Raw genomic sequence first — 13423 nt, 5'->3', positions numbered from 1 at the left:
TATTTAATGCTTTTTTATTGGGGTTCCTCCGCTTCGGCGATTGCTTTGGTTTGATGGACCGTGCCGCGTGGATGGTTAGGAGGTGCATAGATTGAATACAGCTTGATTGGCTTGTTGCCTGTATTGGTTAGATTATGCCATGTACCAGCTGGAACGAAAAAGACATAATCATTCCGCACTGGTTGCTGGAAGTCTAAGAACTGTTTATTCTTACCCATTTGTACAAGGCCTTCGCCTTCTTCAATGCGAATAAACTGGTCCGTATGCGGGTGAATCTCCAAACCAATATCTCCTCCGACCGGAATGCTCATCAGAGTAAGCTGCAAATGCTCACCGGACCATAGCGCTGTGCGGTAGTTTGTGTTTTGTTTTGTTGCTGTGTCTATATTGAGAGCAAAAGGTGCTGGACCATAATCTCTTAAATAAACACTATTCGGACTTTGGTAGGTTTGCTGGTATTGATTTTGAAACTGGTAAGGGGAGGGGCTATTCGGATAATAGCCGTGGGTTGTTCCGCAAGATGGACAATGATAGTGATACAAAACATCATTCCTTTTTTTACTATACTGTACGCTTCTCGCGGAACTTTGGTGCCTATTTTAAATTAACTTTTTAAAGCTGTGTCTTCTTTACATACAGTCTGCAATAGATGCTGCAACTCAGTAGTTTCTTCTTCATTAAGGGGTATTAAAGGCAAACGTACACCGCCTACTGCTATTCCTCTCAGATTCAGTCCGGCTTTTACAGGGCAAGGGTTAGGTGCGCTAAATAGTCCTTTGAATATAGGGAGAAGCCTACGATGATCTACCGCAGCTTCCATCACATTCCCGTTTTTAAACTTTTCCATCATCGCTTGCATTTCATTTCCAATAATATGGGAAGATACAGAAATAACGCCAGTAGCGCCAATCGATAAAGATGGCAGTGTTAAATGGTCTTCTCCTGTATAGACACTGAAATCATTGGGTGTTTTTGTAATGAGTTCAGCCATTGCATCCAAATTTCCGCTCGCATCTTTAATGGACACGATGTTATTAATCGCGGCAAGGCGAGTGACTGTTTCAACGGATAGATTGACAACACTTCTTCCAGGGATATTGTAGAGAATGATTGGTAGCTGCGTTGAATCCGCAATTGCTTTGAAGTGCTGATAAAGACCTTCTTGTGATGGTTTATTATAGTAAGGTGCAACAAGCATGATTCCATCCACCCCAGTATCTTCAGCAGATTTAGTCAGTTCAATGGATGCCCTTGTATTATTAGATCCGGTGCCTGCAATAACAGGAACCCTATGGTTTACTTCATCTACGACAAATTGAAATAAACTGATTTTTTCTGCCGTTGTGAGTGTAGGGGATTCACCTGTAGTGCCAGCTACCACAATGCCATCTGAGCCGTTTTCGATAAGATAATTAATCAGCTCACGAGTAGCTCTAAAGTCAATATTTCCTTGTTGGTCAAATGGGGTCACCATCGCCGTTATAATTCTTCCAAAATTCATTGCTTCTCCACTTCCTTTTCATTTTTTGGAGAAGGGCAGTATAGAAAATGACGCAAAAAAAGCAGCAACGTGATGTGACTACGTTGCTGCGAGAATTCATAAAGTCATCTCCATGCGTACGATAGCCCTCCATATAGTTTCCTACATGACAGTCCTGTGTTTATTCAACAACAGGCCCAGCAATAGAGAAATATGAGTTTCTCTAAGCTTCGGCAAATTCCCCTTTCCACTGCAGTAGTCGGATCTCATCATCCTCTTGCAGCTTACTCATGGTTTTTGCGCCTCTATCCTTATTTCAAAAGATATTGAAATAAGTGAATATTCAATTACAGAAAGTATAGCAGTCTAGCTATGCTTTTACAAGATAGAAAGCTAAATATTATTATATTTCTCTGTTTTTAATATCGGCATTCATATTGCCAGCTGTAAGCGTATCATCAAGATTGTTCTTTTTAAGGTCATTATCGTTTTGATTTGCAGGGTCGTACAATTCTTGCTCTGTAATAGCACCACGATTTGCAGCATCTACATCGCTATCTGTAACAGAAGCATCACCAGTCGTTTCAATGCGTGCTTCCTCGCGTTTTAGATTATCAGTGACTTGTTCTGTTTCGGTCACTTGTTTTTTACCAATGACTACTTCTTCGTTTACCACTGGTCTTTTAGTCACTTCAATTTGTTCTTCGACGATTGGAATACGGATGGTGTCGTCTTCGCCCATTGGAGCATAAGCATCTGTAGTGGCAGCTGCTTCATCGGTAACTTTTCGTCTTTCCACATATACTTCATCGTGTGTGACAGGTACATTGACTGTTTGTGGTTCTTCCACAACATCTTTGTGAACTTCAACCTCACCAGTTTGTACTTGGTCTTTTTCAACATCAAGTTGTTCTTTGCGCAATTTTAATGTTTGCTCATCTGCCACTGTATTATTAACATCCACTGTATCATTAGTAGCTACTGTGGTATCAAGACCTACATTTGCCTCTTGGTTGTCTACTGGTGTTAGTGGGTCAGCAGTGCCTAAAAGGGCATCATCTTCTTTGTTTGCTAAAAGTAGAATACGGCCATCGTTAATATCGCGTTCGTAGCGACGAGCAGATTCTTCATCAAAGCCAAGTGTTAAGAAATATTCGTAATAAGATGCATGGTCCACATCTGTGTGGAAATCACCTTTAAATACTGCTGCTAGGCGATCGAAGAAACCTTCATCTTCTTCCATATTGCGACCACCGACATCTTCTGTTAGTACACCTGTTTCATTTTTTACGACTGATGGAGCAGAAGGGAAGTTTGTTGTATTAAGTGCAATTGAGAAATCGTCAGTTGCATATCCTTTTTGACGATATTCATCAATAGCTTTAATCACTTCCGCGCTTGAGTTATAAATTCCTAATACTTTTTTATCCATGTGTATTACCTCCATTATTTGTTTCATTTTTTTGATATGTGATTACAACATAAATATACCCGAATCTCTTTCAACGAAACGCTTAAGCATAAAAGAATGTTTGTTTTAGAATTAGTAAAATGTGACAATGATGAAGAAGATAAACGCTAAAGAAAGGTGCTTATATATATGAAAAAAGCCGTATTTTTAGATCGTGATGGGGTCATTAATGAGGTACTAACCAATAGGGTAAAGTTTGTGAACAAACCGAAAGATTTGTATTTCTTACCGGGTGTTCCCGAAGCCATAAAAAAATTGAATGCTTATTTTGATTTTGTGTTTGTGGTCACCAATCAGGGCGGTGTAGGTCTTGGATATATGAAAGAATCGGAATTGAAAAAAATCCACTTGCATATGATTGAGGAGTTAAAGAAACAGGGAGCTCAGGTGGATGAGGCAGTCTATTGTCCACATAAACCAAAAGCTGGTTGCGCTTGCCGAAAGCCTAACAGCAAGTTAATTGAAGACTTAGCAACAAAATATGAAGTTGACTTATCAAAATCATTTATGGTTGGTGATACGGATACAGATATTATGGCGGGGAAGAAAGCAGGGACGAAAACAGTTTATTTAGGTGAACGCGATCCAATAGCCGATGCAGTATGTAATGACCTGAGCGAAGCGGCAGAATGGATTATAGCACATCAATAGTTTGCATCTGTAATGTACCTATTGTACAACGTGAACGTACAAAAGTTGTTTTGCTGGAGTTTCAATTCTTTGACACATGATTTCATGCAGAATACGATAAATTAGTGAAGAAATGAAAAATAGGAGGTCAATATGTATGGCAGATTTATTTGAAGAATATACATTGAAAAACGGGGTTACATTGCGCAATCGAGTGGTAATGGCACCTATGACGAACTACTCTGGTAATGACGATGGTACCGTTACAGACGCGGAGGTCGCTTATTACGACCGCCGTTCAAAAGGTGTCGGTATGATTGTGACAGCTTGCACGCATGTCTTAGAAAACGGCAAAGGTTTTCCAAGACAGTTTGCTGGATATGATGACAAGTTTATCCCTAGTCTAAAACGCGTGGCTGATGCGATTCATGCTGGAGGAGCAAAAGCAGTGCTTCAAATTTTCCATGGTGGCAGACGCTCTATTCCTGAAGAGGTGCCGAATGGCGAAATCGTGAGTGCAAGCGATGTCGCTTTTCCAGACAATGCAACACCAAGACCAATGACAACGGAAGAAGTAAAAGAAGCAATCAAAGCCTATGGCGAAACAACGCGTCGTGCGATTGAAGCAGGCTATGACGGCGTTGAGATTCATGGGGCGAACACATACTTATTGCAACAATTTTTCTCTGCCCACACGAATAAAAGAACAGATGAATATGGTGGAGTAATTGAGAACCGTATGCGCTTTCCATTAGAGGTTCTGCGTGAAGTAAAACAAGTGGCTAAAAAGCATGCCAAAGAAGCCTTTATCATTGGCTATCGCTTCTCACCTGAAGAACCTGAAGAAAACGGGATTACAATGGATGATACTATCCAACTTGTAGATGCTTTGGCTGCAGAAGGGCTGGATTATCTGCATGTATCACATATGGAATTCTTTACGAAGCCGCATCGTTTTACTGGCGACAAAGAAAAGACACGTGTTCAACTGTTAATTGAAACGATCAATGGCCGTACTGCATTGATTGGGGTAGGTTCCATTTATAGTTTCGACGATGCAGTGAAAGCATTGGAGACAGGTGTCGATCTTGTTGCATTAGGTCGTGAATTATTAATTGAACCGGATTGGGTGCAAAAGGCGCAAGAAAATCCTTCATCGATCCGAACAGAAATGGATATGTCTATGCAGAAAGAATTAGCGATCCCTGACCCGATGTGGGAAGCGCTTAAAAGACCAAATTGGATTCCTGGAATGAAGGCTTGACTTGACAGAATTTTTGACAAATAGTATGCTACTAATAATGAATTAGTTATAGAACATTTTAGCAAATAGCTATAGCGATATGGCCATTTGAAAAGATGGAACTATAATACGGTATTCTTCTAAATGGAAGAATGAATATTAAAGGTAGACGATTAATCCCCATTCAAGATGGGTTCGTTAAAAGTAAACCGATAATTTCTTTGTTTAATAGTGCCTTGCGCCTTTTAAATGATGAAATTGTCGGTTTTTTTATGTAAAAAAAGGAGGGATTTGGGATGTCGTGGCCACTATTGTTTCTCATTTTTCTTGGACTTTCTCTAGGGAGCGGATTGTGTATCCTGTATCCGCAAGTCCCGCTTCGATTCATTCGCATTCATATCGGCATGCTGGCGTTAGCACCAATTGCCGCTTTATTAGGCCTTATTTTTTCTAAAGGAGATTATTTCCTAGGAGCATTACATTTTGATTCATTATCATGGCTCTGGTCTCTGTTTGTTTTGACAATTGGATTAATCGTTCAGCGATATTGTGTCCATTACTTGCTAGGCGATAAGTCGTACCGCAAGTACTTTGCACTTTTAACTATCACTACTTCAGCGGATGCCCTTGCATGGTTATCTGATGATGTTCGCCTTTTATTTATTGGATGGGGGCTAACACTATTTTGTTTAACTGTCCTAATCGGATTAAGGAAGGAATGGAAGGTAGCGCAGCATGCTGCAAAAGTATCCCGCGGCTATCTATTAGCTAGTTTGCTGGCACTGGGCCTTGCGTTATTCTGGTTAGCATACAGTACAGGCGAATGGCGTTTATCAACTATACTGACCCCTGATACATTAGGTTTGTTATCTAGTTATGAAAAGACAGGAATTAATTTATTGCTTCTTGTGTCAGCGCTCATTCCTGCTGCTCAATGGCCAACACATCGCTGGCTGCTTGATTCTGTTGTTACACCAACACCTATTTCAGCTGTTATGCATGCTGGGATTGTTAATGCGGGAAGTATTATGCTTGCTCGTTTTTCTCCATTGTTTAATGGAGACTTGGCGCAGATAATTTTGCTTGTTATTGCAGGCCTTTCTGTCTTAATCGGCACAGGCATTATGCTTGTGCAAGTGGATTATAAACGGCAGTTGGTGGGATCAACAATAGCACAAATGGGTTTTATGCTGGTGCAATGTGCACTAGGCGCCTATCTTGCAGCTATTACACATGCAGTATTGCATGGCTTGTTTAAATCTACTCTTTTCTTGCAAGCAGGTTCAGCTGCCAAGGCAAAAGCACCTGTTACTTCTAAGGCCCAAGCAGCTTCTGTTATATGGACAGTTGCAGGTGGTGCGCTTGGAACACTTATAGGATTAGGGCTTTGGCTGACAGCTAAAGGAGAAGGCTATCAACTGATTAGTGCCCTTCTACTCGGCTGGTCGATTGCCCTTGCATGGGCACAGCTGGTAGCGGCACACCCTACTGCTACTGGAAAAATCGCAGGTTTCTTCTTATTAGTTGCAGGTGGACTTGTTTTTAAAGTAGTTCACACACTGTTTTACAACATTTTGCAGGGGACCATCGACAGTGATTTCCACCAGCCGTTTATACTATCGATTATTGTTTTAGTTGTTTTACTAGTTGCGATTGTATGTGGAACTTGGCTAATTCGAAGGAATAATAAATTATCCTTTGCGCTTTATCTATGGCTAGTTCGGCTTGGAGAACCTAAAAAACGTCTCGCGGAAAGCCATCCAAACTATCTTGCACAATTATTAACGAAGGAGGGGAATTATCAATGAGTACGGCGTCAACACTTCACTATGATGAGGGATTTAAACCGAACGATCGCACGCTTCAAGAGATTGTAAAAGAAGCGAGCGAGGTCATTGTACCCCTCGGCGATATTAATAACTTTGCGGCAAGAAGCCCTTGGGCGGGACTCGAGCACCAGACTTTTGACCAAGTGGCAAGAAGGCTGAAGGATACGGGTGACATTGACATGTATCCTAATCATGCTATCGTCTCCTCTGCTGCTCGTAAGGGAGAAATTGATTTGGCCATCTTAGAAGAAGGGTTGAATGCATGGCTTGATGAGCAGTTGATAGGCTTGCCTAGAGAACTCGCTAAAGAATATTGCCGTAATGTATTACAACAAGAATCAACTTCCTTCACTAAAAGAGAATTGCCTGGCGCAAAGACTGCTGCACTCTGGTATAGTAAATACTTTTCACCCACTAAAAATAAACATTCCATCTTAACAATGAGTCAACGTGTGCAACAACCAGAAAACGAATCCCTTGTAGAAAATATAAATCTACATGTGATTAAATGGTGCAAATTATATTTGGATGAATCGCTTGCGGTGTGGTCCATGCCCAATAAAGAGGCTGGGTTTTATGCAGCATGGCGCCAAATGGCTAGATATGATCGCACGCTTACTCAAGAAACGCGCAAGCAACTTGATCAACTAAATCAAAATGCAGAGCAAGCTTTGATGGAAGTGCTTCACAATATGGATATTCCTAACACAGAATGGCAAGAGTATTTGGAGGCTCACCTGCTTGCTCTACCAGGATGGGCTGGTATGATACGCAGTCGTGAAGAAGAATCAGAGGCACTGCTTTTAGAATATCTGGCTATGCGACTATCTCTTGAATATGTATTCGTAAAAGAATATCTTCCGTTGCCAGAGCCAATGCAAGATGATGTTCAACTCATTGAAAAACTTCTTATTAGCTGGATTGAATTCGGCAGAGTAAGACTCGAGGATTGGGCAGCGTTAGAACCAGAAGAAATAACAGCACGCCTTATGCTCGCAAATCGCTTCAATTCCTTTGTCCAAGGCCGCCTTTGGCTAGAAGCTTGGGAGAAAACGTATGAAAAAAATCTTCAAGAATGCTTGCCGGCTAAACCTACAACAATAGAAGAAGCAAAAACAATCGCAGCACAATTTGCTTTTTGTATTGATGTACGTTCTGAAACGTTCAGAAGGCATTTAGAAAGAAGCGGGCCATTCGAGACTTTTGGGACAGCTGGATTTTTTGGCTTGCCAATTGAAACAAACGAACTTGCAAGCTCCAATAGCCATAATTCATTGCCGATTATGTTTAAGCCTTCTCACAAAGTGCTTGAATCTACGGACAGGGACCAGCTAGAACAATACATTGAACGGGCGCATACTGCCCATTCCGTTGGGAAAACATTTAAAACAATGAAACAAAATATGCTGACGAGCCTACTATTGCCTGAAATTAGCGGACCATGGCTTAGTATTCAAACATTAGCACGAAGCTTTATCCCGCAAAAAGCTGGAGAGGTCATGCGGCAAATGAGCGAAAAATGGCTTAAAAAGCCAATGACAAAATTGACGCTTCACTCTCCAGATGAAGGAGCAGGTGAATTGCCTGTAGGTTTTACGGAAGAAGAACAAGTATTTTATGTACGGCAAGCCCTTCAAACCATGAGTTTGACAGAGAACTTTGCTCCATTGGTTGTTATTTGCGGCCATGGAAGCCAAAGTCGAAACAACCCATATGCATCCGCTCTTGATTGCGGGGCATGTGGAGGAGCATCAAGCCAATTTAATGCACGTGTGTTGGCGACATTATGTAATCTGTCTAATGTTCGTGAGACTCTTGCCAAAGAAGGTATTCACATACCAGAAGATACTGTTTTTGCAGCGGCTGAGCATATTACTTCGTTGGATGAGTTGAAATTTACGTATTTGCCAGAATTACCGGTAGCTGCAAAAAATTCATTTGAGCTTATTCAAGGGGCTCTTCCAACTGTGCGTAAGAGTGTAAACGCTGAAAGACTTGCTCAGCTTCCGACACTCCATCCTGATTGCCCAGATCCGGAAGAGGAGGTACGCCGTTTCGCTGACGATTGGAGCGAGGTGCGCCCGGAATGGGGGTTAGCGCGGAATGCTGGATTTATAATCGGCGAACGGACGTTAACGGAAGATTGTGACCTAGAGGGAAGAGTATTTCTTCAAAATTATCAGTGGCAGTTAGATCCAACAGGCGATATACTGGCTAGTATCATTGCAGGCCCTGCTCTAGTAGCACAATGGATTAATTTACAATACTATGCGTCTACAGTAGCTCCGCATTATTATGGTAGCGGCAATAAAGCGACACAGACGATTACTGCGGGAGTTGGCGTCATGCAGGGTAATGCAAGCGATCTTCTTTTTGGACTTCCATGGCAATCTGTTATGATGTCTGATGAAGAGGCATACCATGCACCTATCCGTTTATTAGTGGTCGTGCAAGCGCCTAAGTATAGGGTTCAGCAAATCTTAGAACAGAATGCGGAGTTCCGGCAAAAGCTACAGAACGGCTGGATTCGCCTTTCATGCATCGATCCAGATGGCATATGGCACAGTTTTTCATAAGTTATCGCTTTACGTGCTTACCTTCGCATTATTAAAATAGAAGCAGAGTGACTAAAATGCCAACAGGTTAGCGGGAGAATGAAAAATGGATAAAACAAGAGGAACGGTAGAATCGGAAATCAGCAAAGCTTTAACGCACTGGGAAAAGAATTATTTAGGGCGCGGATCGGTTTCGGTTAAGTCGGATATTTTGCGCGACATGATTATTGTCGTGCTGCGCGGTATCCTGACGCCTGCAGAATATTCTCTCTGTGAAAAGAAAGAAGGATTGCTTAAGGTGAAAGATCACCGAAATAGCCTCGTGGAATCTGGGATAGATGAACTGAAGGCAATTATTAGATCGATCACAAACCAAGAGGTTTTAAGCTTTCATACAGATATAAGCACACAAACAGGAGAGCGGATTATGCTCTTTAAGCTGCATACCGATTTACAAAGTGAACTAAGTTAATTGTTCACTAATTCTGTCAGTGAAAAAAGTGAAATCTTTCTAACGATTTCACTTTTTTCTTATAATGTTTGAAAAAAATATGATATACATAGAGGTATCTCATCATGCTATTTATTACTAAAAAATCACTTGAAAGTCTTGCTGAATCTCATAAAGAGCCAGAAATGCTTCTTTGTTACGCGACGCCTCAAGGCTTTTCAGCTATCACCAATCGAGCTATACTACTGATAAATGATAATCATATGATAGTTCTTTTTCTAAATCTATTTTCCACCAAAATAGTACATAAACTTATTTTTGAATTAGCTGAAATCCAAGATCAAAAGTATGCTACTAAAGATCCACTTACAGTCTTATGGTCTTTCAATTTAAAGAGGCAGGCATGGAAGTTTAGAATTCCCACCAAAATATTGACTCTTGGCTCGATGCAAAGAGAATTTTTGATGTTTGTAAAACAAAATATCCTGTAAATAATAAAAGATAATAAAGAATTGCCTATGAAAAAACCGAACAATGTGAAAAAATCTCACATCTGTTCGGTGTTTTTTTCTTCTATAGAATTCATTTAGTATGAAGAACTTGCGGTGTTCCGTTCCAGACGGCCCTTCTTACGAGGCTTGCCTTCAATTTCCATCTATAAGATCCTGTGGAGCTTTTATCCAAACTTTGGTTTCGTTAGTTCTTTTTAAGTTGGGCTTTCGCCGTCCTTTCCCATTGTAGAAGGGAAGGGTAAGGGTCATAAGCCCATTCATAACGACCGTTAAATTTATAAATACCATAGTGAAGATGTGGTGGGAACTTACCTGAAGTTCCTTCACTTCCATAACCTGAGCTACCTACATAACCAATTACCGTTCCGGGTTTGACGATATCACCAACTTCTATTCCTTTGGCATAAGAGGAGAGATGAGCATAGTAATGATAGGAATTATGGTGATCCCGAATGCCGATTCGCCATCCACCAAATTTGTTCCATCCTTTTGTGACGACAACTCCATATGAAGCAGATAATACAGGTGTACCATAATCAGCAAAGATATCTGTTCCTTCATGAATACGCCTTCCGCCCCAACCACGGTTAGCTCCCCAGGTTCCCTTGAAGGTATAATTATATCCGAGAGCTACGGGGAAAGTGTACTGTTCTAAATTGATATCTTGATATTTTTTATATAATGAAGCAATAGCCAAGACTTGATTGACGATCGTCTCATTGGTGTAATAATCCCATAAAGCTTTTTTGAAATCGGCTTCTGATGGTCCGTAATGACTTAAGTAACTGGCCATCGTATAGATTATGTCAATGTCATTTTCAGCATCAGCTACACCATCTTTATCTCCATCAAGCCCCATGCCACCAAAATAATCAATCGTAGTTGGTGAATTATCCTGTATTAAAGGATTAAAAGGGCCTGCCCAATATTCATCAGAAAAGCGGATGGCAACTACGCCTTCCCGTGATGGAATATCTTTTCGTACTGCCTGAATATTACGTTCATATTGATCAATAGCGGCTAAGAAATACCAAGGCACCAACATATCTTCAAATTGAACATAAAGAGACATTCGCTGCTTTAGCAGGTCTTCTTTAGATGTTTCCGTTTCAGCTAATACATTTAGAGGAAGAACCATTTGAATAAATGATAGTGCTAGTAAGAATGCGATAATCAAGCGATTCATCAAAATCCTCCTTTCCTTCTTCGATAGAATATCCAAAAATGTTGATTTCATAAGCCATTGTCTAAAAATCATAGTAGTTCCATAAATCCCTTAATTAATTAGTTATCATTCAAAAGTTCCTAACATATCATGGTTAAAACAGGCCTGAATGGAGGGATAACAATCGATATTTTAAATAAGTTTAAACGTTACCGTGAAGAAGAAAACAGGCTGAAGTGGGAAGGTACTTTTGCAGACTATTTAGAGATAGTCAAAGAAAGGCCTGAAGTGGCTCAAACTGCTCATTCGCGCGTTTATAATATGATTAAAAGCTCTGGTCTTAATGAAAGAGACGGAAAGAAAATGTATCACTTCTTTGGTGAAGAAATTTTTGGACTTGAAGAAGCCATTGAAAGGCTGGTAGAAGAATACTTCCACCCTGCAGCCAAACGATTAGATGTAAGAAAACGTATCTTGTTATTAATGGGGCCAGTCAGTGGTGGTAAGTCCACGATTGTGACTATGCTTAAACGGGGATTAGAACAGTATTCACGTACAGATGAGGGAGCAGTTTATGCGATTAAAGGCTGCCCAATGCATGAAGATCCGCTTCATCTCATTCCACCCCATTTGCGTAACGACTTTTATGAGGAATACGGCATTCGTATAGAAGGAAATCTTTCGCCTCTAAACACAATGCGCCTTGACCAAGAATATAGGGGAGAGATTGAAAATGTGCAGGTAGAACGCATCTTCTTCTCTGAAGATAAACGCGTAGGTATCGGCACATTCACACCATCCGATCCGAAATCACAAGACATCGCTGACTTAACCGGAAGCATCGACTTTTCAACGATTGCAGAATACGGATCAGAATCTGATCCAAGAGCCTATCGTTTTGATGGTGAGTTAAATAAAGCGAATCGCGGAATGATGGAATTTCAGGAAATGTTGAAGTTAGACGAAAAATTCTTATGGAATCTCCTCTCCTTAACGCAAGAAGGAAACTTTAAAGCGGGTAGGTTCGCATTGATTAGTGCGGATGAATTGATTGTGGCACACACAAATGAAACGGAATACCGTACGTTTATATCCAATAAAAAGAATGAAGCCCTACATTCACGTATTATTGTCATGCCTATTCCTTATAACCTGAAGGTGAGAGAGGAAGAACGGATTTATGAAAAAATGATTCGCGACAGTGATATGAATCATATTCATATAGCACCGCATGCATTAAAAGCAGCCGCGATTTTCTCTGTTTTATCCAGGTTGGAAGTACCTAAAAAACAAGGAATCGATCTTGTAAAGAAAATGAGATTGTACGACGGCGAGAGTGTTGAAGGCTATAATTCTGTAGATGTGGAAGATTTGAAGAAAGAATATCCGAACGAGGGCATGCATGGTATCGATCCGCGCTATATTATCAACCGGATTTCTTCAGCGATTATTCGCAAGAAGTCACCATCAATTAATGCGCTGGATGTCCTTTTAGCTTTAAAAGATGGGCTTGATCAGCATGCTTCCATTAGTCAGGAAGATAAAGACAAATACATGAATTTTATTGCCATTGCTAGAAGAGAGTATGATGAGATTGCGAAAAATGAAGTCCAAAAGGCGTTCGTCTATTCATATGAGGAATCTGCTAAGACGCTGATGAATAATTATTTAGATAATGTAGAAGCCTTTTGCAATAAAAATAAGCTGCGTGACCCGCTGACAGGGGAAGAACTAAACCCAGACGAAAAGCTAATGCGTTCAATCGAAGAACAGATCGGCATTTCAGAAAATGCGAAAAAAGGCTTCCGCGAAGAAATTTTGATTCGTATCTCTGCTTATGCGCGTAAAGGAAAACGATTTGAATATAACTCGCATGAACGGTTAAGAGAGGCTATTCAGAAGAAGTTGTTCGCCGATTTAAAAGATGTCGTGAAAATCACGACTTCTTCCAAAACACCGGATGAATCGCAGTTGAAAAAAATGAATGAAGTAATCGCAACTTTGGTGGATGAACATGGATATACAACTACATCTGCCAATGAATTGCTTCAATATGTTGGTAGTTTATTGAATCGCTAAGTGTTGAG

11 protein-coding genes and 1 riboswitch are annotated in these 13423 nt (G+C 40.6%); of the genes, 7 read left to right on the top strand and 4 right to left on the bottom strand.

Annotated elements, in window-relative coordinates; translation table 11 throughout:
• Nucleotides 1-14 precede the first annotated feature (14 nt).
• The 3 genes from F0527_RS13030 to F0527_RS13020 form a co-directional block, all read right to left on the bottom strand.
• On the bottom strand, nt 15-542 hold the full coding sequence (locus F0527_RS13030) for a cupin domain-containing protein (RefSeq protein WP_150285185.1): 528 nt from the start codon (nt 540-542) through the stop codon (nt 15-17).
• 62 nt (nt 543-604) lie between these two features.
• Nucleotides 605-1501, bottom strand: coding sequence for a 4-hydroxy-tetrahydrodipicolinate synthase (gene dapA / locus F0527_RS13025; RefSeq protein WP_150285184.1), 897 nt, complete (start codon nt 1499-1501; stop codon nt 605-607).
• A 114-nt stretch (nt 1502-1615) separates the two neighbouring features.
• A riboswitch (Lysine riboswitch) is annotated at nt 1616-1796 on the bottom strand.
• A gap of 87 nt (nt 1797-1883) precedes the next feature.
• Complete coding sequence (locus F0527_RS13020) at nt 1884-2912, bottom strand: YsnF/AvaK domain-containing protein (protein ID WP_190323483.1); 1029 nt, start codon at nt 2910-2912, stop codon at nt 1884-1886.
• A gap of 168 nt (nt 2913-3080) precedes the next feature.
• On the opposite strand from F0527_RS13020, the gene F0527_RS13015 reads away from it, so the two are divergent.
• The 6 genes from F0527_RS13015 (at nt 3081) to F0527_RS12990 (ending at nt 10150) form a co-directional block, all read left to right on the top strand.
• A complete protein-coding gene (locus tag F0527_RS13015) occupies nt 3081-3602 on the top strand; it encodes a D-glycero-alpha-D-manno-heptose-1,7-bisphosphate 7-phosphatase (protein WP_150285182.1) in 522 nt (173 codons plus the stop codon).
• Between the two features lie 136 nt (nt 3603-3738).
• Nucleotides 3739-4845 (top strand): NADH-dependent flavin oxidoreductase, encoded by a 1107-nt coding sequence (locus tag F0527_RS13010; RefSeq protein ID WP_150285181.1) that lies wholly within the window; start codon nt 3739-3741, stop codon nt 4843-4845.
• 275 nt (nt 4846-5120) lie between these two features.
• A complete protein-coding gene (locus F0527_RS13005) occupies nt 5121-6632 on the top strand; it encodes an NADH dehydrogenase subunit 5 (protein ID WP_150285180.1) in 1512 nt (503 codons plus the stop codon).
• On the top strand, nt 6629-9229 hold the full coding sequence (locus tag F0527_RS13000; RefSeq protein WP_150285179.1) for a DUF2309 domain-containing protein: 2601 nt from the start codon (nt 6629-6631) through the stop codon (nt 9227-9229). The genes F0527_RS13005 and F0527_RS13000 overlap by 4 nt, the downstream gene beginning before the upstream one ends.
• Nucleotides 9230-9314: 85 nt before the next feature.
• Nucleotides 9315-9680, top strand: coding sequence for a Na-translocating system protein MpsC family protein (locus F0527_RS12995; RefSeq protein ID WP_066789827.1), 366 nt, complete (start codon nt 9315-9317; stop codon nt 9678-9680).
• 104 nt (nt 9681-9784) lie between these two features.
• A complete protein-coding gene (locus F0527_RS12990; protein WP_150285178.1) occupies nt 9785-10150 on the top strand; it encodes a hypothetical protein in 366 nt (121 codons plus the stop codon).
• Nucleotides 10151-10355: 205 nt separating this feature from the next.
• Here F0527_RS12990 and F0527_RS12985 read toward each other — a convergent pair whose 3' ends face one another.
• Nucleotides 10356-11357, bottom strand: coding sequence for a M23 family metallopeptidase (locus F0527_RS12985; protein WP_150285177.1), 1002 nt, complete (start codon nt 11355-11357; stop codon nt 10356-10358).
• A 162-nt stretch (nt 11358-11519) separates the two neighbouring features.
• Here F0527_RS12985 and F0527_RS12980 point away from each other — a divergent pair, with 162 nt between their 5' ends.
• Complete coding sequence (locus tag F0527_RS12980; protein WP_147197358.1) at nt 11520-13415, top strand: PrkA family serine protein kinase; 1896 nt, start codon at nt 11520-11522, stop codon at nt 13413-13415.
• Nucleotides 13416-13423 lie beyond the last annotated feature (8 nt).

Origin of the sequence: Rummeliibacillus sp. TYF-LIM-RU47, from assembly GCF_008638315.1 — a bacterium.
Lineage (GTDB): Bacteria > Bacillota > Bacilli > Bacillales_A > Planococcaceae > Rummeliibacillus > Rummeliibacillus stabekisii.
Note: the sequence above shows the minus strand (reverse complement) of the source record. Positions and strands in the feature narration are given on the sequence as shown.

Bases quoted from the DNA above. Each gene is read 5' to 3' on its own strand.
- F0527_RS13000 (WP_150285179.1), top strand. From the start codon at position 6,629: ATGAGTACGGCGTCAACACTTCACTATGATGAGGGATTTAAACCGAAC.
- F0527_RS13005 (WP_150285180.1), top strand. From the start codon at position 5,121: ATGTCGTGGCCACTATTGTTTCTCATTTTTCTTGGACTTTCTCTAGGG.
- F0527_RS12990 (WP_150285178.1), top strand. From the start codon at position 9,785: ATGCTATTTATTACTAAAAAATCACTTGAAAGTCTTGCTGAATCTCAT.
- F0527_RS12995 (WP_066789827.1), top strand. From the start codon at position 9,315: ATGGATAAAACAAGAGGAACGGTAGAATCGGAAATCAGCAAAGCTTTA.
- dapA (WP_150285184.1), bottom strand. From the start codon at position 1,501: ATGAATTTTGGAAGAATTATAACGGCGATGGTGACCCCATTTGACCAA.
- F0527_RS12985 (WP_150285177.1), bottom strand. From the start codon at position 11,357: ATGAATCGCTTGATTATCGCATTCTTACTAGCACTATCATTTATTCAA.
- F0527_RS13020 (WP_190323483.1), bottom strand. From the start codon at position 2,912: ATGGATAAAAAAGTATTAGGAATTTATAACTCAAGCGCGGAAGTGATT.
- F0527_RS13010 (WP_150285181.1), top strand. From the start codon at position 3,739: ATGGCAGATTTATTTGAAGAATATACATTGAAAAACGGGGTTACATTG.
- F0527_RS13015 (WP_150285182.1), top strand. From the start codon at position 3,081: ATGAAAAAAGCCGTATTTTTAGATCGTGATGGGGTCATTAATGAGGTA.